This window comes from Labrenzia sp. THAF35, from assembly GCF_009363595.1.
In the GTDB taxonomy this organism is placed as follows: domain Bacteria; phylum Pseudomonadota; class Alphaproteobacteria; order Rhizobiales; family Stappiaceae; genus Roseibium; species Roseibium algicola.
Genome location: NZ_CP045380.1, coordinates 931401 through 953126 on the forward strand (window position 1 = coordinate 931401; position 21726 = coordinate 953126).

At 60.4% G+C, this 21726-nt stretch carries 19 protein-coding genes; 4 read left to right on the forward strand and 15 right to left on the reverse strand.

The window, feature by feature from the left end:
- The first annotated feature begins 372 nt into the window (after positions 1 to 372).
- On the forward strand, positions 373 to 1839 hold the full coding sequence (locus tag FIU93_RS04300) for a serine/threonine-protein kinase (protein WP_152504917.1): 1467 nt from the start codon (positions 373 to 375) through the stop codon (positions 1837 to 1839).
- Positions 1840 to 1875: 36 nt separating this feature from the next.
- On the opposite strand, the gene FIU93_RS04305 is transcribed toward FIU93_RS04300, so the two are convergent.
- From FIU93_RS04305 to FIU93_RS04365, 13 genes are all read right to left on the reverse strand, one after another.
- A complete protein-coding gene (locus FIU93_RS04305; RefSeq protein ID WP_055657002.1) occupies positions 1876 to 2649 on the reverse strand; it encodes a MinD/ParA family protein in 774 nt (257 codons plus the stop codon).
- A gap of 29 nt (positions 2650 to 2678) precedes the next feature.
- Positions 2679 to 3098: a hypothetical protein gene (locus FIU93_RS04310; RefSeq protein WP_077291208.1), complete on the reverse strand. Its 420-nt coding sequence runs from the start codon at positions 3096 to 3098 to the stop codon at positions 2679 to 2681.
- Positions 3099 to 3296: 198 nt separating this feature from the next.
- A complete protein-coding gene (locus FIU93_RS04315) occupies positions 3297 to 4526 on the reverse strand; it encodes a M24 family metallopeptidase (protein ID WP_152504918.1) in 1230 nt (409 codons plus the stop codon).
- A gap of 201 nt (positions 4527 to 4727) precedes the next feature.
- Positions 4728 to 5582 (reverse strand): ABC transporter permease, encoded by an 855-nt coding sequence (locus FIU93_RS04320; protein WP_031268731.1) that lies wholly within the window; start codon positions 5580 to 5582, stop codon positions 4728 to 4730.
- Positions 5583 to 5590: 8 nt separating this feature from the next.
- Positions 5591 to 6856, reverse strand: a complete 1266-nt coding sequence (locus tag FIU93_RS04325) for an ABC transporter permease (protein ID WP_152504919.1) — start codon at positions 6854 to 6856, stop codon at positions 5591 to 5593.
- A 107-nt stretch (positions 6857 to 6963) separates the two neighbouring features.
- Positions 6964 to 8064, reverse strand: coding sequence for an extracellular solute-binding protein (locus FIU93_RS04330; protein ID WP_022999202.1), 1101 nt, complete (start codon positions 8062 to 8064; stop codon positions 6964 to 6966).
- A gap of 81 nt (positions 8065 to 8145) precedes the next feature.
- A complete protein-coding gene (locus FIU93_RS04335; RefSeq protein ID WP_152504920.1) occupies positions 8146 to 9240 on the reverse strand; it encodes an ABC transporter ATP-binding protein in 1095 nt (364 codons plus the stop codon).
- Positions 9241 to 9723: 483 nt separating this feature from the next.
- The gene (locus FIU93_RS04340; protein ID WP_031268732.1) at positions 9724 to 10824 is read right to left on the reverse strand and encodes a branched-chain amino acid ABC transporter substrate-binding protein; all 1101 of its coding nucleotides are present in this window, start codon (positions 10822 to 10824) and stop codon (positions 9724 to 9726) included.
- A gap of 146 nt (positions 10825 to 10970) precedes the next feature.
- Entirely contained in the window at positions 10971 to 11339 is a 369-nt protein-coding gene (locus FIU93_RS04345) for a DUF6867 family protein (RefSeq protein WP_022999205.1), read from the reverse strand.
- Between the two features lie 9 nt (positions 11340 to 11348).
- Entirely contained in the window at positions 11349 to 12080 is a 732-nt protein-coding gene (locus FIU93_RS04350) for an ABC transporter ATP-binding protein (RefSeq protein WP_022999206.1), read from the reverse strand.
- Entirely contained in the window at positions 12077 to 12922 is an 846-nt protein-coding gene (locus FIU93_RS04355) for an ABC transporter ATP-binding protein (protein ID WP_022999207.1), read from the reverse strand. The genes FIU93_RS04350 and FIU93_RS04355 overlap by 4 nt, the downstream gene beginning before the upstream one ends.
- Entirely contained in the window at positions 12919 to 14253 is a 1335-nt protein-coding gene (gene livM, locus FIU93_RS04360; protein ID WP_031268733.1) for a high-affinity branched-chain amino acid ABC transporter permease LivM, read from the reverse strand. Before livM ends, FIU93_RS04355 begins: the two co-directional genes overlap by 4 nt.
- Positions 14254 to 14256: 3 nt before the next feature.
- Positions 14257 to 15192, reverse strand: coding sequence for a branched-chain amino acid ABC transporter permease (locus tag FIU93_RS04365; protein ID WP_022999209.1), 936 nt, complete (start codon positions 15190 to 15192; stop codon positions 14257 to 14259).
- A gap of 287 nt (positions 15193 to 15479) precedes the next feature.
- Between FIU93_RS04365 and FIU93_RS04370 the strand changes: the two genes are divergently transcribed.
- From FIU93_RS04370 to FIU93_RS04380, 3 genes are all read left to right on the forward strand, one after another.
- Positions 15480 to 16388, forward strand: coding sequence for a helix-turn-helix transcriptional regulator (locus FIU93_RS04370; RefSeq protein ID WP_235814906.1), 909 nt, complete (start codon positions 15480 to 15482; stop codon positions 16386 to 16388).
- Positions 16389 to 16434: 46 nt separating this feature from the next.
- Positions 16435 to 16899: a tRNA (N6-threonylcarbamoyladenosine(37)-N6)-methyltransferase TrmO gene (gene tsaA / locus FIU93_RS04375; protein WP_152504921.1), complete on the forward strand. Its 465-nt coding sequence runs from the start codon at positions 16435 to 16437 to the stop codon at positions 16897 to 16899.
- Positions 16900 to 16998: 99 nt separating this feature from the next.
- Positions 16999 to 19113 carry a 3-hydroxyacyl-CoA dehydrogenase NAD-binding domain-containing protein gene (locus tag FIU93_RS04380; protein WP_152504922.1) on the forward strand — a complete coding sequence of 705 codons (2115 nt, stop codon included), beginning with the start codon at positions 16999 to 17001 and terminating at the stop codon, positions 19111 to 19113.
- 108 nt (positions 19114 to 19221) lie between these two features.
- Here FIU93_RS04380 and FIU93_RS04385 read toward each other — a convergent pair whose 3' ends face one another.
- Together FIU93_RS04385 and FIU93_RS04390 are read right to left on the reverse strand one after the other, a co-directional pair.
- On the reverse strand, positions 19222 to 20265 hold the full coding sequence (locus FIU93_RS04385) for a phosphotransferase family protein (protein WP_022999213.1): 1044 nt from the start codon (positions 20263 to 20265) through the stop codon (positions 19222 to 19224).
- A 220-nt stretch (positions 20266 to 20485) separates the two neighbouring features.
- The gene (locus FIU93_RS04390; protein WP_152504923.1) at positions 20486 to 21721 is read right to left on the reverse strand and encodes an acyl-CoA dehydrogenase family protein; all 1236 of its coding nucleotides are present in this window, start codon (positions 21719 to 21721) and stop codon (positions 20486 to 20488) included.
- Positions 21722 to 21726 lie beyond the last annotated feature (5 nt).

The following is a 21726-nucleotide window of genomic DNA, read 5'->3' on the forward strand; positions in this document are numbered from 1 at the left end:
CTGGTCCCAACACACCGTTGCAGCGGGTCAGGGTGTAGCAGAGCCGGTTTCAAGGTTGCGCGCAGTCAATTCCTCTTCCATCCCTTGCCAATAAATCACCTGCCGTCAGGGTAATCTATCAGGGGTGGATAGGCGTTTCAAAAATTGCCCCCGGATCGTGCGACGATCCGATCAACGCCCAGGTCATCCAAGCAAAAATGCGCGAAGCCAACTGGAACAAAACGACTGCAGCGCGCATACTGAGCGTCGGCTGGCAAACCATAACCCACGCGTTTTCCCAGCTCTACCTTTGTCGCCCCAACGGCTTGCGCTGCTCCTGTTCCGGGGCCAAGAGAAGCTTCGGGCCGAATTGTCGCCAGGGATCCTGCAGATTTGACGTCATACACGACCTCCGACACGCACACGCTGATAACCGCCTTCGTGTCCGGCAAGCTGTCTTATGACGCCTTGTCGAAGCAGCTGCGGACCGGTGCACAGCAATCAGCGAACGCCCTTGATGAAACGCGGCAGGCAATCCGGGATTTTGTCGAAGCGGGCCACCTTCCGAACGAGCTCGGCCAGAGACTGCAGAACCAGTTGCCGGCGGGCGATGCCAAACCTTCCGGTTACGACGTAAAAGACAATCCGCCACGTCCACATGCTGTTCACGGCACACAGCAGGAACCGGCATCGGCTCCCGCACCTGAGCAGGCAGCAATGCCCCCTGCAAACCTGCCGCCATTGCCATTGTTGAACGAGCCAGCCGGGGCAACGGGTGGCGAGACAGCAAATGACGAAACACGGGGCAAGATGGACGAGGCCATTTTGACCTCACTCGTTGCGGGCTACGCCGGCTTTCGCAGTCGACGTGCGAATGCCGGTGAAGAACCACCACCTCCAGCCGACAGCGGTAAACTGGACAAATATCTGACCGAATTCAAAAGTGCCCGGTTTCGTTCCGACGCGCGCCGCGTTTCCGGCGGCGGACAAAGAGACAGTCTCGACGTCAACAAGCTGGCGACACCCCAGGTGAAACGCGCCGGTGTCGGCTCCATTTTGCGTGACCGGTTCATTCTGGACACCGAGATCGGGAGCGGCGGCATGGGGCACGTTTATTCAGCCGTTGATCGCCGGCGCCTGGAGGCAGCTCACGACCAGCCTTATGTCGCCATCAAGCTTCTGAACGAGAACTATCGCAACGACACCGAAGCCGTGCGGCTTCTGGAGGTCGAGGCGCGCAAGTCTCAGGCACTCGCACATCCGAATATCACCACCGTCTACGACTTCGATCGCGACAAGGCCGATGTGTTTATCGTCATGGAGCAGCTAAACGGCTTGGGACTGGACCGTCGGATCGGCCGGGCTCTTGGCAAACCCCTGCCTCTGGGCGAATGCGCCCGGGTCCTGCGCGGCTCCTGTGCAGGTCTGTCCCATGCGCACAGCCGGGGCGTCGTTCATTCCGATCTGAAGCCTGGCAACATCTTTCTGCTGACGGACGGCACGATCAAGCTCCTTGATTTCGGCTTGGCGGCAGCGGCAAGCGCCAGTGCGGACCATCCGATCCGGGATAGCCTGACCTCGGCCTACGCAAGCCCCGAGCAATTCCGGCGCGCGGACCGTGACCCCCGCGACGATGTCTTTGCGCTTGGCTGCATCGCGTACCAGATCCTGACCGGCGGCCATCCGTTCCAGTTTCGACCGATAGACGAGGTCGCGCGGGAAGGTCTCGTGCCGGCGCCTGTCGAGGGGCTCTCCCCGCAAGCCTGGAACACCTTGCGCCAGGCGCTCGCGTTCGACCGCAACAAACGCCTTGGAGACGTCGACAGTTTCTTGAAGGGCCTGTTTGAAATGCAGGACTGAGCCGAGACCACCCGGCAACCTGGCCTGCAACTGTAATCACTCGATGGAATCGACGATCGTTTCGATTGCCCGCGTAAAACCGTGATCCGGCTGCTGGGTGCTGATCAGGCCGGTGCTGCCGATCTGGATGAGATCCGTCGACAGCGGCAGGACAGCTGCCACCGGCGTGCGGTAGTTGGAAAAGATCCGCTGTGCCAACTCGTTGAAATCGAAGGTTTCCAGAGCCTTGTTGACCACCAGAAACAGCTGCGGCACCTCAAGCTTGCGCGCCAGTTCCAATGTGACTGCGGTGCCCTGATAGTCCTGGATGTCAGGACGAAGGATCAAAAGCAGCGCGTCGGAGATAGCGATGGAAAGCAGTGTTTCCTCGTTGACACCCGGGTGGGTATCGATCAGCAGATAATCGAGTTCCAGGCCTCGGCAGAGGTCCACAAAACCCCGGTTCAGATCCTCGACATCATATTTTTCCTTCAGGATCCGTGCGATCTCACCGGTCTTGATCGATGAAGGCACCAGAAAGACCTTGCCACCGTCCGGCACCGTTGGGTTGCCGTCGCCATCGACCACGTTTTCCGTGACATCGACCGCCGTATCAGTCACCGAACAATGCCCCCACAGGTAGTTGTTCAGCGTGTTGTTGACCGTGTTGAGATCGACCTTGAAGAGGGTGTGGATGCCTGGGGACTGGATATCCGTATCGACAATGCCGACCCTGTGACCACGCAGGGCAAGCACCGCGGCCAGGTTGGCCGTGACGTTGGATTTGCCCGTGCCGCCGCGATAGGAATGAGTGGAAATGATTTTGGTCACGGATCAATCTCGAAGGATGTTTTGAAAGTTCAGGACTTGTACCGGGATCGAAGATCCTTGGCGCGGGACTGCAGGGAGCGGAAATAGTCGGAATCGCTCACCTGTTCGATTTCAGCCTGGGCCTGTTCCTTGTCGTAGGTGACTTCGAACTTGTCCAGCCGGGTTTTCAGCTCGGCATTTTCCTTGCGCAGCTTCGCTTCGGCCGCTTCCAGCTGGCGCTTGGTTTCCGTCAGTTCCGCAATGAGCTGGCTGGAATGGAATTCGCGTGCCTCTACCTGCACGACCATGCCTGAAAAGGTTTCCGCCAAAGCGCGGATATCGTGTTCGACACCCTCGTCCGTGATCACCTGATAAAGCTCCTCGACCTCGTCGAAGCGCCCGTTGGCGATCGCTTCGCAGGTCCGGGCCAGACTGGCCAGAGCAGGTTTCATGGTGTCGGATGAGGTCATTCAGCCCTCCGCAGGCGCTCGAAGATAGCCCGGTTAAATCACGCCTTGCCGGGTAACCCAAGATGTTTGTTGAAGGGTCCTGCGATCGCCCCGGAGCATTTGCTGCATTGCGACGGGTTCCTTTCGAGACCGTCACTGGCGGCAAGATGCCCGCACCTTGCCGCCAGTGTTCTTCCCAACACCAGAAAGTTTGCCGCCTTATCGTTTCGGCAGGATATTGTGCTCCGGTCCAAACGGGAAACCGGTAATGTTCTCAGCCCCGGTTTCCGAAACGATCAGAATGTCGTGTTCCCGATAACCGCCTGCTCCGGCTTCGCCTTCCGGGATCATGATCATCGGCTCCATGGAGACGACCATGCCCGGTTGAAGCACCGTGTCGACATCCTCACGCAACTCCACTGAAGCTTCACGGCCGTAGTAGTGGCTGAGCACACCGAAGGAATGGCCGTAGCCGAAGCTGCGGTACTTCAGGAGATCGTGGCTACGGTAGATGTCATTCAGCTCGCTTGCGATATCGCTGCAGCGGGCACCCGGCTTGATCAGCTTCAGTCCCTCGCGGTGGACATGGCAGTTGATCTCCCAAAGCCGCAGGTGCTCGTCGGAGGCATATTCGCAGAACAGGGTCCTCTCCAGCGCCGTGTAATAGCCGAAGATCATCGGAAAACAGTTGAGGCTGAGGATATCGCCGGCTTCCACCTTCTTGTTGGTGACCGGGTTGTGCGCTCCGTCGGTGTTGATGCCGGACTGAAACCAGGTCCAGGTGTCCATCAGCTCGACGAACGGGAAGGACTTCGCGATTTCTCGGATCATGGCATTGGTCGAGGCCATGGCGACTTCGTGCTCGGGAACGCCGGCCTGAACCGCCGCCACCAGAGCCGCGCCGCCAACGTCGCAGATGCGCGTGCCTTCGCGGATCAGCACGTGCTCCTCGGCGCTCTTGATCGTGCGCTGCGCCATTGCGTCGGCGGCAATGTCGACCAGCTCCACGCCCGGAAGCGCGGCTTCCAGAAGCTTCAGCATGTCGAGGGAGACGTGGTCGAACTCGATGCCGATGCGCTTGACCCCAGGATTGGGCATCCCAAGCAGCGACTGGATGGCGTGGAAGTAATTGTCCCGACGCCAGTCGGTGTAGATCACGGTGTCGCCGTGGGTCCTGCGCCAGGGCTGACCACCGTCAATACCGGCCGCAATCGTGGTTGCCTTGTCCTGTGTGACCAGAAATCCGTATTTGCGGCCGAAGTAACAATAGAGGAAGCCGGAGTAGTAGCAGATGTTGTGATAGGAGGTGAACAGGGCGGCATCGATCTGCCGGTCCGCCATCAGCTTGCGGAGTTTTGCCTGGCGGCTGTCCATTTCGGCAGCCGAGAAGGGCGAAAACGCCTTCTCGCCGTTGTTCATTTCATAAATTCGGATCATGTCGTTGCTCATTGAAGGCTCCTTCCGTTCGTTCGAGCTTCGGTTTCCGGGGGCCTGAAACGCAAAACGGGCCGGCTTCCGCGAAGAAGCCGGCCCGCCAGGCCCAAATTCAAAATGTCTTGCTACCGGGAGACCCTGTCTCCACCCGGTGACTGGCGTTCCGCCACCGGCTCACCTTGAAAGCAGCGGGGCGCTCCTCGCGCCCGTCCGGGATCAGCCCGGGGACAGACCTCTCAGGCGTTCGGACCTGCGGCGCAGCAGCTCCAGTACGGTCAACAGGCAGATGGAAATGGCCACCATCAGGGATGCCACCGCCAGAATGGTCGGCGAGATCTGTTCGCGAAGGCCGGTGAACATCTGCCAGGGCAACGTCTTCTGCCCGGCGGATCCCAGGAACAGCACCACCACCACTTCATCGAAGGAGGTGATGAAGGCAAACAGCGCTCCGGAGACGACACCTGGAATGATCAGGGGCATCTGCACCTTGAAGAAGGTGGTAACCGGGTTGGCACCCAGGCTGGCCGACGCCCGCACGAGACTGCGGTCGAAACCGACCAGTGTCGCCGTCACCGTGATGATGACGAAGGGCGTTCCAAGCGCGGCATGGGCCAGAACAACCCCCCAATAGGTGCCCTGCAGGCCGATGCGCGAATAGAAGAAGTACATGCCTGCCGCCGAGATGATCAGCGGTACGATCATCGGCGAAATCAGCACTGCCATGATCGCGGACTTGTAGGGAACATGGGACTGGGACAGGCCGATGGCCGCCAGGGTGCCGAAGCCCGTTGCCAAGATGGTGGCGACCGGTGCGATCAGCACCGAATTGGTCAGCGCCTGCTGCCAGTCCGGATTGGTGAAGAAGTCCTGGTAGTGCTTGAAGGAATAGCCTGCCGGGTCGAGCGCCAGCATCGCCTTGGTGAAGGTGAAGAAGTTCTCCGCGTTGAAGCTGAGCGGCAGGATTACCAGGATCGGGAAGATCAGGAAGAAGAAGATCAGCCCGCAGATCACCCGGAACGTATAGTACCAGGTCCGCTGGAGAGGAGACGCGTAGGGAGGAAGTGCACTCATGCCGCCACCTATCCGAGTTTCACGTTATCGATGCCGACGATCTTGTCGTAGACAACAAAGAGCACCAGAACCGCGACGAGCAGCAACGTGCCGAGCGCTGCGCCCAGACCCCAGTTGAGCGACGACGAGATGTGGTAGGCAATCCGGTTGGAAATGAAGATGCCCGACGTTCCGCCCACCAGTTCCGGTGTGATGTAGTAACCGATCGACAGAATGAAGACGAGCACGGCACCCGCGCCGATGCCCGGCACGGTCTGCGGGAAATACACCCGCCAGAACGCGGTCCAGTCGTTGGCGCCAAGGCTCTTGGCCGCGCGCACATAGGACGGCGAAATGGTTTTCATGACCGAATACAGCGGCAGGATCATGAACGGCAGCAGGATATGCGTCATGGCGATGATGGTGCCGGTCTGGTTGTTGATCATGACCAGGCGTCCGGCGTCGCTGATGATGCCTGTCCAGACAAGGAAGTCGTTGATCACCCCCTGTTGCTGCAACAGCACCTTCCAGGCCGACGTCCGCACCAGAAGCGATGTCCAGAACGGCAGAAGCACGAGGATCATCAGCAGGTTGGAGGAGCGCAACGGCAAGGCCGACAAGAGGAACGCGATCGGATAGCCAAGAAGCAGGCACGACACGGTGATCGCGATAGACAGGAACAGGGTGCGGCCGAACAGGAACATGTAGATCCGTTCGTCTTCCGGCTTCAATTCGATTCCGTCCGCGGTCTGCTGCGCGTCGAAGGCATTCAGGAAATAGCCGGCCGTATAGCGCGGCGAGAACCGTTTGAGGACCTGCCAAGTCTCGACATTGCCCCAGTCCTTGTCCAGGTCAATGAACTGTTCCTTGTAGGGACCGGCTTCGTCCATGCGCTTGACGCCGCGCCCTGTCTTGCGGAACAGGCTGGAAACGCCGGTTTCCTCGTAGTTGAGGCGTGAGCCGAGGCGGGTATGGGTCTTTTCTTCGACGGCGACGACCAGGTCGTCGTAAAGCGCCGCGAAGACAACCTCATCGGGCACGTTGCCGGAGGTTGGATCCCACTCCTGAAGAGCGATGACGGTCTTGGGAAGCGTGTCTTCCACGATCCCGTTTTCGACCGAGCGGAACAGCATGTCCACGATCGGGGCAACGAAGGTGAGCAGGACAAAAATCAGCAGGGGCGCAATCAGCGCCAGGGCGCGCAGCTTCTCGCGGCGCAGCGCCTTGGCAAGGGCCGCCTTCAGCGGCTTGCCGTCTTGCGTCGTCAGAACCTCGCCCGCGTGGGTATCGCTCATGAAACAGTCTTCCGCAAATCCGTTGGAAGATCCGGGTGAGGCATCGCCTCACCCGGACCGGTTTCTCATCTGTTCGCGTTCATCCGAACGCGAACAGCATCAGTTGATTACTGGGCCAGCCACGCCTGGAACTTGGCGTCGATGTCGTCCCGGTAATCCGCCCACCACTCGTAGTTATAGAGGAAGGTGTTCTTGGCGTTGTTCGGGTCGGTCGGCATGTGCGGAGCCATTTCGATGCCGAGGTCGGCGTGCTTGCCAACCAGCGGTGCCGAGGACTTGCGAGCCGGGCCGTAGGAGATGTACTTCGCCTGATCCGCCAGACGCTGGGTGTCGGTGGCGTATTTGACGAAGTCCTTCACCATGGCGAGGCGGTCTTCCGGAAGACCGGCCGGGATGATCCAGCCGTCAAGGTCGAACACCTGAGCGTCCCACAGCATCTTGACCGGCTGCTTCTGCTCTTCGATCAGGGAGAACAGACGGCCGTTGTAGGTGGAGCCGATCACGACTTCCTTGTCGGCCAGAAGCTGCGGGGTTTCCGCACCAGCAGACCACCACACGACGTTGTCCTTGATGGTGTCGAGCTTCTTGAATGCCTGCTCCTGACCTTCTTCGGTCTCAAGAACGTTGTAGACTTCTTCCTTCGGCACGCCGTCGCACAGCAGAGCCCATTCCATGTTGTTGATCGGGCGCTTTTCCAGCGAGCGCTTGCCCGGGAATGTTTCCAGATCGAACACGTCACAGATGTCGTCCGGCTCCTTGCCGTTCCATTCCGCGATGTCGGAACGATAACCGAAGGTGGTGGAGTAGACGATCTGCGGAATGAAACACTCGGAGACCAGCAGGTCGCCGAAGTCTTCAGAAGCCTTGGTACCGTCCGGTGCATCGGCAAGATCGGTGTCCGGATCGATTTCCAGTGCCAGGCCTTCGTCGCACAGACGGATCGCGTCGGAAGCAACCACGTCGACCAGATCCCACGTGATGTTGCCGGCTTCGTTCATGGCGCGCAGCTTGGCGACAGCCTCGTTCGAAGACTCGTCCCAGATCACGTTGATGTCGGAGTTTTCCGCGACATACGGATCGGCGTAGGCGTTTTTCTGGGAGGCCTGATAGGCGCCGCCCCAGGAAACGATGGTCATGTCCTTCGCCATGGCCGCGCTGCCGGCAAATGCCAGAGCGGTGCCTGCGAGAATTACAGTTTTGAGCTTCATGTGAGTTAGCTCCCTCTTTTAGGATTTAACGGATTTTTCCGTTGTGGTCGCTGGCGGCCGGTTGCCGGCCGCCGGGCGATTTCAGACAACCGCATCGAGCGCTTTACAGTCGTTCAGCGCCCAGCCGACGCGGACTGTCTCGCCGACGGCGAGTTTGCGCTTTTCTCCGCGGTTGCGAACCTTGACGATGAACTCGTCGTTGCCGCCCACGTTCATGCGAACGCGGATATGGTCACCGAGGTAGATGAGTTCCTCGATCCGGCCGTTGACCAGATTGTCCATCGTGTCGTGGGTGTCGAACTCCACCCGTTCCGGCCGCAGGGACAGGGTCGTCCTGTCGCCGACGGCGGACACGTTGACCTTGTCAGCCTTAAGCTTAGTGCCGTCATCGAGTTCAACAAGGCACTCAGAGCCGTTGATCTCGATGACCTTGCCGTTCAACTTGTTGTTTTCACCGATGAACTGGGCGACGAAGGAATTCTTCGGATCTTCATAGAGATCGTCCGGCGTCGACAATTGCTGGATGACACCATCGTTGAACACAGCCACGCGGTCCGACATGGTCAGCGCTTCGGTCTGGTCGTGGGTCACGTAGACGACGGTGACGCCCAGGTTCTCGTGAATGTGCTTGATCTCGTACTGCATCTGCTCGCGCAGCTGCTTGTCGAGCGCACCGAGCGGCTCGTCCATCAGCACCAGCTCCGGATCGAACACCAGGGCACGGGCCACTGCGACGCGCTGCTGCTGACCCCCGGAGAGCTGTGCCGGACGGCGGTTGCCGAACGAACCGAGCTCGACCATCTCGAGAGCCCGCTTGACCTTTTCCTGCTGGTCAGCCTTGCCGACACCGCGCACCTGAAGCGGAAAGGCGAGGTTCTCGGCCACCGTCATGTGCGGAAACAGGGCGTAGTTCTGGAACACCATGCCGATGCCGCGCTTGTGCGGGGGCACGTTGTTGATCGGACGGTCGTTCAGGTAGATTTCGCCATGCGTTGCCGGTTCGAAACCGGCCAGCATCATCAGGCAGGTGGTTTTGCCGGAACCGGACGGGCCGAGCATTGTCAGGAATTCGCCCGGCGGAATATCGAGATTGAGGTTCTTTACGACCAGGGTTTCCCCGTCATAGCTCTTTTGAACGCTGTCATACTTAACAGCAGCGCCCCGTGTGTTCGCCATTGTGTCCCCAAGTCAGCTTCTATCATTATTATTAGACGCACGACCAATAACCTCCAGGTAACCTCTGTTCCTGATGAGCTATCGATGTGTGCGAACGCGCATAGAAAAACAAAATTACTGCCTTTTGGAAAGGGGTTATGAAAAAAATTTGGATATTTTTTAGTCAGGCGCCGACTTAATATTTTGCAGCGCGGTATGAAGCCGTATTTTTTACTCAAGAAGAAGCGCCCGAAGAAAGAAATATCTTTCTCCGGGTTCGGCAATCTTTACTACACAACGATGTTCTTTGTTGTGCCTCTAGAAGAGTTTCGCGCAAGCCAACTTGCACCAATAGCCGTAGAACGTCACGGAATGCTCTGGCTGCGTCATGCGGAAAATAGCGCGACAAGGGAGCCGCGGGCACCGTGCGGGCAACAAAAAACCCCGCCCGGCAACTGCCGGACGGGGCCTGACGCTAAGCATCAACCTTGCAGCGTATACGACTTATTTGTAGTCGTACTGGCCGTCTTTCCACTCGTACCAGACGTAGCCCGGCAGGGTGACGTCGCCCTTGTCGTCAAAGGAGAGGTCGCCGAGAACGGTCTTGAAGTCGCCGTCGTTCAGGGCGCCGACAACGTCGTCATACTCGGTGGAGCCGGCAGCTGCGGCAGCTGCTGCCCAAGCCTGGATGGCGGCGTAGGTGTAGAGCGCGTAGCCTTCAGCGGTCTTGCCGGCGTCTTCAAGTGCCTTCACGACCGGAGCAGCTTCCGGGTTCTTGCGCGGGTCCGGAGAGAAGGTCATCAGAGTGCCTTCGCCAGCCGGGCCGGTGATCGACCAATATTCGTCGGTCACGAGTGCATCGCCGGAAACGAGAACGGTGCTCATGCCCTGGTCGACCATCTGACGCTTCATCAGGCCGGCTTCGGTGTGGTAACCGCCGACGTAGAGAACGTCGATGTTTTCCGACTTCAGCTTGGAAACCAGCGCGGTGTAGTCCTTTTCACCGGCAGTGTAGGCTTCGTAGAGGGTTTCGTTCTTGCCGGCAGCGTTCATGACTTCCTTGGTGGCATCGGCGAGGCCTTTGCCATAGGCAGTCTTGTCGTGAACGATGGCGATGTTCTTGTCGCCGAATTCCTCTGCCAGATAGGTACCGGCAACCTGACCCTGCTGGTCGTCACGACCGCAAACGCGGAAGGTGCCCGGGCCCGGACGTTCGTCGGTGAACTTCGGGTTGGTGGAAGCCGGAGAAATCTGGACGATACCTTCTTCCGCGTAAACGGCGGATGCCGGGATGGAAGAGCCCGAGCAGAAGTGACCGGCCATGAAGACCACGCCCTTACCGACCATCTGGTTGGCAACGGCAACAGCCTGTTTCGGGTCGCAGGCATCGTCGCCCACTTCCAGCACCAGCTGTTCACCATTGACGCCGCCAGCTGCGTTGATGTCCGCCACGGCCTGCTCGGCACCGGCTTTCATCTGCGCGCCGAAGGAGGCGTACTGGCCGGTCATCGGGCCTGCAGTTGCGATCACGATGTCTGCAAAAGCGGCGGTGGACATGGCCACACCGGCAACTGCAGCAACGCTAGCCAAAAGATACTTTTTCATCATCAACTCCCCTGGTTCCAGTTATCTGGACCACTTGGAATGGAAGCCCGTGCTTCCGTTTTGGCCGGGCCAGGGACGATTCTTGTTGTTTTTCGTCCATTCCCAGCCGGTTCCCCATCGGTGCGGAAAACGCACCTCCGGAATTCTCAATCCTTGGCGTATTTGTCCGTCTGGCCGGTCTTCAACCGCCAACTGAAGGGACTCGTCTTTTCGTAAAGCCAGACATATTGCGTCGTCATCTGGTTGGTGCGTGTATACCGCCATCCCGCCAGGCCGATTGCAAGCAGAATGAGATAGTCTACAACCAGATAGTGCACCGACAGTAGCGTTCCGTCGAACAGGGCGAAGGTCAGGAACCTGATCGCCAGGCTCAACAGGAACACGAACCAGAACAGCACATAAAGCGGCCGCCAGGTGTTGGCACAGGCACGTCCCGTCATCCAGGCCGCGCCGCCGCCAAGGCAGCACAGCAGGACGAGAAACACGCCGAAACTGGTCTGATAAAGAATACCCATAGCGCGCTCCTAGTGTCTTCCGCCTTCGAGGTAGGCTGCCTGCACGTCCTCGCGGGCGAGCAGTTCCTTTCCGGAACCGGACATGGTGATCTTGCCGTTCACCATCACATAGGCCCGGTGTGCCAGTTTCAGCGCATGGTAGGCGTTCTGCTCCACCAGGAAGACGGTGAGACCGTCGCTCTGGTTGAGGTCCCGGATAGCATCGAAGATCTGTTTCACGATCAGCGGTGCAAGGCCGAGAGACGGTTCGTCCAGAAGCAGAAGACGCGGGTTGGACATCAGGGCCCGGGCGATCGCCAGCATCTGCTGCTCACCGCCCGAAAGCGTGCCGCCGCGCTGGTTCCGGCGCTCCTTGAGGCGCGGAAACAGGTCGAAGGCGCGCTGAAGTCCGGCTTCCAGATCGTGGTTGCCGGCCATTTCCGCACCCATGATCAGATTTTCCATCACGCTCATGCGCGGGAAGATCCGCCGGCCTTCCGGAGACTGCGCAATCGACTTGCGCATGATCTGGTGGGTGGGCATGCGGGTGATGTCTTCGCCGTCGTAGATAACCTGGCCGGAGCTGGCCTGCGGCGTACCGCAGATGGTCATCATCAGCGTCGACTTGCCGGCGCCGTTGGCCCCGATCAGGGAGACGATCTCGCCCCGGTCGACGGTCAGATCGACACCGCGCAGCGCGATGATCTTGCCATAGTGGGTCTCGACGTTCCTGACTTCCAGGAGGTGGTTGGAGGTTGTCATATGCCGACCTCCTCTTCCACGGCGTCGACTTCCTCGTCCGGTACGCCCAGATAGGCGGCGATCACCTTCGGATCGTCCTTCACTGCGGCCGCCGTGCCGTCGGAGATCTTCTCGCCATAGTCCAGAACCACGACGTGATCCGAAATTTCCATCACAACGCTCATGTCGTGTTCAATCAGAAGGATAGAGGTGCCGTGCTCCTTGCGGATGTACTGCAGGAGCGCGTTCAGTTCGCCACTTTCCTTGGGGTTCAGGCCTGCAGCCGGTTCGTCCAGACACAGCAGCTCCGGACCGGAGCACATGGCCCGGGCAATTTCCAGACGGCGCTGGTCGCCGTAAGGCAGGTCAGCGGCCGGGGCGTCCGCCCGGTCGATGAGCGCTGTCTTTTCCAGCCAGTAACGTGCCTTTTCGACTGCCTGACGCTCCGCCTTGCGGAAGGTTGCCAGACCGAAGATACCCGCAAGCGAATAACCCGAAGCCAGCATCAGCGGATTGTGCTGCGCGACCATCAGGTTCTCCAGAAGGGTCATGCCGCCGAACAGGCGGATGTTCTGGAAGGTACGGGCGACCTTGGCTTTCGCAGAGATCTGGAAATCCGCCATGCGCTCGAGCAGGTAATGCTCGCCGTTGGTGCGGTTCATCACGACCCGCCCTTCGGTCGGCTTGTAGAAGCCGGTAACGCAGTTGAAGACGGTGGTCTTGCCGGCCCCGTTCGGGCCGATCAGGGCGGTAATGTCGCCGCGCCCGACATTGAACGACAGATCGTCGATGGCGACCAGGCCGCCAAAGCGCATGGTCAGATGCTCGATCGTCAGGACGGGGTTTGTATCCCAGGAGCTCATCCGTGGCCCTCCTGAACGAGGTCGGCACTGATGCCCTTGGCCTTCTTGCCGCTGAGGGTTATCGACGGCATGCGGGTGGAGATGAGGCCGCGCGGTTTCCAGACCATGATGACGACCATCAGAAGCCCGAACACCAGCATGCGGTATTCTTCCAGTCCGCGGAAGAACTCGAAACCACCGATCATCACGACTGCGGCGATGACGACACCGATCTGGCTGCCGAGACCGCCGAGAACGACGATCGCCAGGATGACCGCGGATTCGATGAAGGTGAAGCTTTCCGGCGAGATGAAACCTTGCCGGGTGGCGAAGAACGAGCCTGCGAAACCGCCGAACATCGCACCAAGCGCAAAAGCGGTCAGCTTGGTGTTGGTGGTGTTGATGCCGAGCGAGCGGCAGGCGATTTCATCTTCGCGCAGGGCTTCCCAAGCCCGCCCGACCGGCAGCTTGCGCAGACGCATGGTCACGAAGTTGGTGACCAGAGCCATGATCAGGATCAGGTAGTAGAGGAAGATGATGCGGTGAATGGAATTGTATTCCAGACCGAAGGTGTCGGCGAAGCCGCCCGGGCCGCGCTCGAATTCGATACCGAAGAAGCTCGGCCGCGGAATGCCGGAGATACCGTCCGGGCCACCGGTGAAGTCATACCAGTTGAGCAGGACCACCCGGATGATTTCCCCGAAGGCCAGCGTCACGATGGCAAGATAGTCCCCCCTGAGACGCAGCACCGGGAAGCCCAGGATGATACCCCAGAAAGCGGCCAGGATGCCGGCGAGCGGCAGACAGATCCAGAAGGAGAAGCCGAAATACTGGGCCAGCAGCGCGTAGGAATAGGCACCGACCGCGTAGAAGGCGACGTATCCCAGATCAAGCAGGCCGGCGAGACCGACCACGATGTTCAGGCCCCAGCCGAGCATCACGTAGGTGGTCACCAGAATGGCAAGGTCGAGATACTGGCGCGACCCGCGCGATCCATAGGCCGACATCAGCAGGAACGGCAGGACCACAGCCAGGATCAGAAACACCGGCATCGCGAACTTGCCGAGTTTGGCCAGGGGCTTGGCGCTCGGCAGGAAGCCTTTCGCTGTTTCGGTGACCGGCTTGTCGGCCTTCCAGACGAACAGGTTGAGGAGCAGCCGCCCACCGAAGACGATGGCGACTGCAATGGCAACGGCTGCCCAGCGGTATTCAATGCCGAGCTGACCGCCAAGGCCGCTTGCGACCTCGGCTTTCATGCCGATCAGGACACCGAACAGGGCAAGCGCGATCGCACCCCCGGCCGCCGCATCCTTGAGCGACACCATGAAGAGGTTCTCAGATTTTGCTGACATGGATCAGACCTTCTCCACTTCCGGCTTGCCGAGCAGGCCTTCGGGCATGAAGATCAGCACGATCGCCAGGATCGAGAAGGCGGCAACGTCCTTGTACTCGACCGAGAAATAGCCGGACCAGAAGGTCTCGATGAGCCCGATCAGCAACCCGCCGAGCATGGCACCAGGCAGCGAGCCGATACCGCCAAGAACCGCAGCGGTGAAGGCTTTCACGCCGGCCAGGAAGCCGATGTAGAAGTCGATCACGCCGTAGTAGAGCAGGAACATCAGGCCGGCGACGGACGCAAGGCCTGCACCCATGACGAAGGTCAGCGAGATCGTCCGATCGACGTTGACACCGACGAGCGACGCCATCTTGCGATCCTGCTCGCAGGCGCGCTGCGCACGGCCCAGAGAGGTCTTGTTTATCAGGAAGGTGAAGCCGACCATCAGAACGACGGTCACCACGATGATCAGGATCTGCGTGTAGGACAGCTGCACGATGAAGCCGGTTCCGTCCGGTCCGCCGTCGCTCAGCGTGAAGCCGCCGGAGATCAGGGGCTGCAGAGGCTTGTTGCGCGCGCCCTGCGAGATCTGAACGAAGTTCTGAAGCGTGATGGAAGCGCCGATCGCGGTGATCAGCGGTGCCAGGCGGAAGGAGCCGCGCAGAGGGCGGTAGGCGATCCGCTCGACCGTCCATCCCCAGGCCGCCGTCAGGGCCATCGAAATGACCAGGACACCGATCAGCGCCAGAATGAGGAGCGCCACTGGCAGGCCTGCCGTGATGCCGAAAGCGACGATGAAGATCAGCGCGATGAAGGCGCCGACCATGAAGATGTCACCATGGGCGAAGTTGATCATCCCGATGATGCCGTACACCATCGTGTAGCCAATGGCGATCAGGCCGTAGATCGACCCTAGCGTCACGCCGTTGATCAGCTGCTGTAGAAAGTAATCCATATTCTTTTTGTTACCCCCGGAAGCCATTGCTGCTTCTTTGAACGAGGCATTTTTGCCTTCATTAAAGCTTCATTAGCAAGTCACGCGAGGTGAGACAATTCCTCTCGTATCCGGCAAAAGATAAAAATAAAAGATTTCCTCTTTTCGAACTTTGAGGAAATTTATTCCACTTTTTAAAAAATCAGGTCAGAAAAATCCGGCCCGGGCGGTACGGTTTCCTTTATCCGTCAAACCGACCAGGCGAAGTCTTTCCGGACAGTCTTGTCTCTCCGGAAGTTCCTCCGATAATGTCCCTTGAATCAATCATGGGCAACACCTTGCACGACACCGGCACACAGCAGCTTCAGTTCCTGACCACGAAGGAAGTGGCCGACCTTTTGCGGGTCAAGGAACGCAAGGTTTACGACCTTGCCGCCGCCAACGAGATCCCGCATCGGCGAATCACGGGCAAACTCCTGTTTCCCGCAGCCGAACTGCGGTCCTGGATCGAAGGTCCGACTGCCGCCGCGACACCGGAACGCCCGGGCGTTCTGGCCGGATCACACGACCCCCTGCTGGACTGGGCGGTTCATGCTTCCGGTTGCGGACTGGCCATGCTGTGCAACGGCAGCGCGGACGGTCTGAACCGCTTTGCCGCCGGAGACGCCGCCCTTGCCGGCCTGCATCTGCCGGAAGAAAACGGCTGGAATGTCGCGTCAGTCAGCGAGCTGGGCCTGAAGGACGCTGTCTTGATCAGCTGGGCATCCCGCAAACGCGGCCTTCTGGTTTCCCGGGAGGCTGCACCGACTGTTCGATCCGTTGCCGATCTGAAAGGCAAGCGCGTTGCCATGCGCCAGCCGGGCACCGGCACTGCCCTCCTGTTTTCCAGGCTGCTTGCCGATGCCGGCCTGAGCGAAGCAGATCTGATCACCGGCCCTGCCACCGCCCACACGGAAAACGATGCGGCGTCGGCCGTTGCCGCCGGTGAAGCCGATGCCGCGCTCGGCATCGAAACCGCGGCAAGACCTTTCAAGCTGGCCTTCGTGCCGCTGGCCGAGGAATGCTTCGACCTGCTTATCGACCGGCGCTCCTTTTTCACCCCGCCTGTTCAGATGCTGTTCGAATTTGCACGAACGTCAGAGTTCCGGGACAAGGCCGCGGCGCTCGGCGGTTATGACCTGGCCGGCCACGGCGCCGTCCGCTGGTTGTCCGCTTGACCCGCGCCGCCTTCAGTGTTCCGGCATATATTCAGGAAAGACAACGATGAGCGATATCCGCCCGCATGAAATTTCGGTTCCGATCCAGGAACCGGACGATGCAAGGCTCTTCTTCATCGGCAGGATCCACACTCCTTGGAAAGACCGCAAGGATTGCCCGCGTCAGGGCAAGGTGGACGGACCAGAGTGCCGGATCGAGATTTTCGAGCCCTGGGTCCCGGCACTGAAGGGCATCGAAGAATACGACAAGATTGAACTGCTTTACTGGCTCGACAAGGCCCGGCGGGATCTCATCGTCCAGAACCCGGCACATAGCGACAACATTTTCGGCACGTTTGCCCTGCGCTCGCCCGTCCGGCCGAACCCGATCGGCACCGTTCTGGCAAAACTCGTTTCCGTCGATGGTCCGAACCTGATCGTGCGCGGGCTTGACTGCCTCGACGGCACCCCGCTTATCGACCTGAAACCTGACCGCTGTGCTTTCACACCGAAAGCACCGCCGAAGGACTGAACACTTCACTTGCCCTCTTCGGTCACCTTGACAAGCTCTGCCCGGACCTGACAATCCGGCCCAAAATTCGCGCCTCGACTGGCGCCCTGGGAGGAATTCATGCCTACGGAAACCCCTGCCGGCGAAACCGGTATCAACGACGTCGTCTCGATCGAGATCAACGGCTCTGTCGGCCTCATCGCTCTCGACAATCCGCCGGTGAATGCTGCCTCCCACGCGATCCGCTCTGGCTTGTGGCAGGCAGTGGAAACCCTGCAGCAGACCGATGGCGTTGAGGTGATCGCGCTTTATGCGAAGGGACGGACCTTCATTGCCGGTGCCGACATTCGCGAATTCGGCAAACCGCCGCTCGACCCGTGGCTGCCCGAACTGTGCAACTTCATCGAAAGCGCCTCCAGGCCGATCGTCTGCGTCCTGCACGGCACCACCCTTGGCGGCGGCCTGGAAGTTGCCATGTCGTGCCACGCGCGCGTCGCCTTGACGGGATCCAAGGTTGGCTTGCCGGAAGTGACGCTCGGCATTCTGCCGGGCGCCGGCGGCACCCAGCGTGCCCCCCGGCTTGCGGGCATCGCGACGGCTCTCGACATGATTACCAGCGGCAAGCCTATGGGTGCCGACGAGGCCCTGGCCAACGGCCTGATCGACCGGATCGTTGAAGGCGATCCGCGTGACGTTGCCCTCTCCTCCGCCAAGGATCTTCTGGCCGGTGATCTGCCGAACCGCAAGACGGGCGATCTGACCGCCGAACCGGATCCCGCCGCCATCGAGGCGATGCGGGCAAAGCTCGCCAAGAGCCAGCCGCTGCTGTTCTCGCCGCACAAATGCGTCGATGCTGTCGAAGCCTGCCACCTGCAGATCCGCGACGGCATGAAGGAAGAGCGCCGGCTCTACGAGGAATGCATGGCAAGCCCCCAGCGGGCCGGCCTGATCCACGCCTTCTTTTCCGAACGCGCCGTCACCAAGATCCCCGAAGCCACCGCGACCGCGCGCGAGATCAACTCTGTCGGTGTCATCGGCGGCGGCACCATGGGCTCCGGCATCGCAACTGCCATCTTGCTGGCCGGCCTGCCCGTAACCTTGACCGAACGCGACCAGGACGGACTTGACCGCGGTGTTGCGACGATCACCAGGAACCTTGACGGTGCGGTCAAACGCGGCAAGCTTTCGGAAGCTGGACGCGACGACATTCTGGCCGCAAAACTCAGCACCTCGACGGATCTTGGCGCGTTATCGGATGCAGATCTCGTCATCGAGGCCGTTTTTGAGGACATGGGCGTCAAGCGCGACATCTTCCAGACGCTGGACAAGGTCTGCAAGGCAGGCACCGTGCTTGCCTCGAACACGTCCTATCTCGACATCAACGAGATCGCTGCGACGACCTCCCGCCCGCAGGATGTCATCGGCCTTCACTTCTTCTCGCCCGCCCACGTAATGCGGCTTCTGGAAGTGGTGGTTGCCGACAAGACCGGCGACGACGTGGTTGCGACCGGCTTCGCACTGGCCAGGAAACTGAAGAAGATCGCCGTGCGCTCGGGCGTCTGCGATGGCTTCATCGGCAACCGCATCATGACCTTCTACAAGAAGGCCGCCGATTACATGATGATGGATGGCGCCTCGCCGGAACAGATCGACACGGCCATGCGCGGCTTCGGCTTTGCCATGGGGCCTTACCAGGTGGCCGACCTTGCCGGGCTCGACATCAGCTGGGCAGCCAACAAGCGCCGCGCCGCCACCAGACCCGCCGAGGAACGCTACATTCCGATTGCAGACCGTCTTTGCGAGAACGGCTGGTTCGGACGCAAGACCGGTCAGGGTTTCTACATCTACGATGATCAGGGTTCCCGGCCGAACCCGGAAGCGCTCGCGATCATCGACGCGGAACGGGAGAAGGCCGGTGTCACGCCGCGCAGCTTCACGGAAGATGAAATCGTCAGCCGCTTCATGACCGCGATGATTTCCGAAGCCGTGCGCGTTCTGGAGGAAGGCATCGCGCTTCGCCCCATCGACATCGACGCCGTCTTCCTCAACGGCTACGGCTTCCCGCGTTTCCGCGGCGGCCCGCTGCACACGGCAGATGTCATCGGCGCGGGTGAACTGGTTCGCCGGATCGAAGAGTATGCCAGGGAAGACGCCTACTACTGGAAAGTTCCGGCTCTCCTGCGGCAGATCGCCGAAACTGGTGGAACCTTTGCGGAGATGAACACGAAGGGGTGACTAAGGGCAGCAAGCCGCGCCGCTGCGCGCGGTGTTGATGGGGAAAAGCATACGCCACCACACAAGATGTCACCCCGGACGAGCCTCTTGCGGCTTTCTGGAGGGAGTCTAGCCTTGTCGGGCCGCCTTCAAGCCGCCAGCGGCGTAGTGCGGAACGCTCTCGCCCAGCTTCAGACCGAGCTCCGGATTGGAGGCATTTCCGTCGAGGGCGCGTTTCTTGACGCCCTGCAGGATCGCCCCCATGCGGAAGAAGGCGAAGGCCAGGTAGAAACCGAAACCCGGAATGCCGGTGAGCCCCATGCGGGCGCAGTATGCGTCGATGAAGTCCTGGTCTTCCGGAATGCCCAGCGACTTCCGGTCAACGCCGGCCAGCCCCCGGCCTTCGGTCCCGGGCGGGTGCTGCCACTGCATGATCAAGGCTGCCAGATCGGCAAACGGATGGCCGATGGTCGACAGTTCCCAATCGAGCACGGCAACGCAGGCTGGCCCATCTACCGCGAACAAGAGGTTGTCGATGCGATAGTCGCCATGCACCAGCGTGCGCCGTCCGTCGTCTTCGGGCACATTGGCGTCTAGCCAGGCAATGAGTTCGTCCATCGCGGGAATAGGGCCGGTTTCACTTGCCCGGTATTGCTTGGTCCAGCGGTCGATCTGGCGGCGGTAGTAATTCCCGCCGGGGCCGTAATCGGCAAGCTCGCGCGCTTCCAGATCAATGCCATGGATGGCCGCCAGGACGCGGTTCAGCTCGTCATAGATGCCGCGCCGTGTTTGCGGATCCAGATCCGGCAATCGCGGCTCATCAAAATTGCGGCCCCGGACGAGATCCATGACGTAGAACGCAGACCCGATCACGCTGTCGTCCTCGCACAGGACATGCATGCGTGCGACCGGCACATCCGACCCGGCCAGCGCCTTTTGCACACGGAACTCACGCTCGACCGCGTGCGCTGATTTCAGCAGCACGCCGGGTGGTTTGCGGCGAAGGACATAGTCACCAGACGCTGCGCTGAGCCGGAACGTGGGGTTGGACTGCCCCCGGTTGAACTTCTCGGCCTTGAGCGGGCCCTTGAAGCCGGGAAGAGCCCCTTCCAGCCAGCTACTGAGGGCCGTGAGGTCGAGGTCCGTGCCCGGGGTCATGAGCGGGACGCCCATGTGGTAAAACCCATTCCTTGAACCAGTCCATCGGCCGCTTTCCTCCCCACCTCCTCATCCTGAGGAAGCGCGCAGCGCTGTCTCGAAGGATGGGCGGCAAAATCTGGAGCAAGGGGCCCATCCTTCGAGACGCCGCAAGGGCGGCTCCTCAGGATGAGGAGGTGGAGAGGTAAGGCGTCGTGGCAGTCGCTCCTGATAGAAACCTGAAGAAAGTCCATCCTCAAAGCTTCCCGTTGGAATATTTCCGCAGCTCCGTGCGCGCAACCTGGCGACGGTGGACGGCGTCGGGACCGTCGGCAAAGCGAAGAGTGCGCAGGTGTGTCCACATGGCCGCCAACGGAAAGTCCTGGCTGATACCGGCGGCGCCATGCACCTGCATGGCCTCGTCGACCACCTTCAGGGCGGTGAGGGGCGCCACCACCTTGATCTGGCTGATCCACGGCTGCGCGGCACGGGTGCCCTGTGTGTCCATCACCCAGGCTGCCTTGAGGCAGAGCAGACGGGCCATTTCAATTTCCATCCGCGCATTGGCGATGATGTCGTAATTGGCGCCAAGATCCATCAGCTTCTTGCCAAAGGCCTCCCGACCCATGGCTCGCTTGCACAGAAGTTCCAGCGCCTTTTCCGCCTGGCCGATGGCCCGCATGCAATGGTGAATGCGGCCCGGACCGAGGCGTCCTTGTGCAACCTCGAAACCCCGACCTTCACCCAGCACGAGGTCTTCCTGCGGCACCCGCACATTGGTGAAGCGGATATGCATGTGGCCGTGCGGCGCATCGTCGGCGCCGAAGACATGCATCGGCCGCAGCACTTCGATGCCCTCGGCATCCGCCGGGATCAGGAACATGGAATGGCGGCTGTGCTTGTGGGCGTCCGGATCGGTTGCGGCCATGACTATGTAGAGCGCGCAGCGCGGATCGCCCGCACCCGTTGCCCACCACTTGTCGCCGTTCAGCACCCAGGCATCGCCATCGCGCACAGCCGTCAGCGCGATGTTGGTGGCATCCGAGGAGGCAACATCGGGCTCCGTCATCAGATAGGCCGAGCGGATATCGCCCCGAAGCAGAGGCTTCAGCCACTTTTCCTTGTGAGCCTCGGTGCCGTAGCGCTCCAGCACTTCCATATTGCCCGTGTCGGGGGCATTGCAGTTGAAGACTTCCGCGGCAATGCCGACCTTGCCCATTTCCTCGGCCAGATAGGCGTATTCCACGGTCGTCAGGCCGAAGCCCTTTTCGCTGTCCGTCAGCCAGAAATTCCAGAGCCCGCGTTCCTTGGCCGTGGCCTTGAGGCTGTTCAGAATTTCAAGCTGGCGCTCCGTCATCCGGAACCGGTCACCGGACGGGTGACGGCCGACTTCCTCGTGATATTCCCGGTCGAGAGGAGCGATTTCGGTTTCCACCATCTGGCGCACCTGCTCGATCAGCGGCCGCACCCGGTCGGTCATTCCAAGATCCATCACTT

Coding starts and splice junctions, on each gene's coding strand:
- FIU93_RS04345 (WP_022999205.1), bottom strand. CDS start 11,339: ATGGGTATTCTTTATCAGACCAGTTTCGGCGTGTTTCTCGTCCTGCTG.
- FIU93_RS04380 (WP_152504922.1), top strand. CDS start 16,999: ATGCCTACGGAAACCCCTGCCGGCGAAACCGGTATCAACGACGTCGTC.
- FIU93_RS04315 (WP_152504918.1), bottom strand. CDS start 4,526: ATGAGCAACGACATGATCCGAATTTATGAAATGAACAACGGCGAGAAG.
- FIU93_RS04390 (WP_152504923.1), bottom strand. CDS start 21,721: ATGGATCTTGGAATGACCGACCGGGTGCGGCCGCTGATCGAGCAGGTG.
- tsaA (WP_152504921.1), top strand. CDS start 16,435: ATGAGCGATATCCGCCCGCATGAAATTTCGGTTCCGATCCAGGAACCG.
- FIU93_RS04320 (WP_031268731.1), bottom strand. CDS start 5,582: ATGAGTGCACTTCCTCCCTACGCGTCTCCTCTCCAGCGGACCTGGTAC.
- FIU93_RS04365 (WP_022999209.1), bottom strand. CDS start 15,192: ATGGATTACTTTCTACAGCAGCTGATCAACGGCGTGACGCTAGGGTCG.
- FIU93_RS04335 (WP_152504920.1), bottom strand. CDS start 9,240: ATGGCGAACACACGGGGCGCTGCTGTTAAGTATGACAGCGTTCAAAAG.
- FIU93_RS04350 (WP_022999206.1), bottom strand. CDS start 12,080: ATGACAACCTCCAACCACCTCCTGGAAGTCAGGAACGTCGAGACCCAC.
- FIU93_RS04355 (WP_022999207.1), bottom strand. CDS start 12,922: ATGAGCTCCTGGGATACAAACCCCGTCCTGACGATCGAGCATCTGACC.
- FIU93_RS04330 (WP_022999202.1), bottom strand. CDS start 8,064: ATGAAGCTCAAAACTGTAATTCTCGCAGGCACCGCTCTGGCATTTGCC.
- FIU93_RS04370 (WP_235814906.1), top strand. CDS start 15,480: ATGTCCCTTGAATCAATCATGGGCAACACCTTGCACGACACCGGCACA.
- FIU93_RS04325 (WP_152504919.1), bottom strand. CDS start 6,856: ATGAGCGATACCCACGCGGGCGAGGTTCTGACGACGCAAGACGGCAAG.
- livM (WP_031268733.1), bottom strand. CDS start 14,253: ATGTCAGCAAAATCTGAGAACCTCTTCATGGTGTCGCTCAAGGATGCG.
- FIU93_RS04340 (WP_031268732.1), bottom strand. CDS start 10,824: ATGAAAAAGTATCTTTTGGCTAGCGTTGCTGCAGTTGCCGGTGTGGCC.
- FIU93_RS04385 (WP_022999213.1), bottom strand. CDS start 20,265: ATGGGCGTCCCGCTCATGACCCCGGGCACGGACCTCGACCTCACGGCC.
- FIU93_RS04310 (WP_077291208.1), bottom strand. CDS start 3,098: ATGACCTCATCCGACACCATGAAACCTGCTCTGGCCAGTCTGGCCCGG.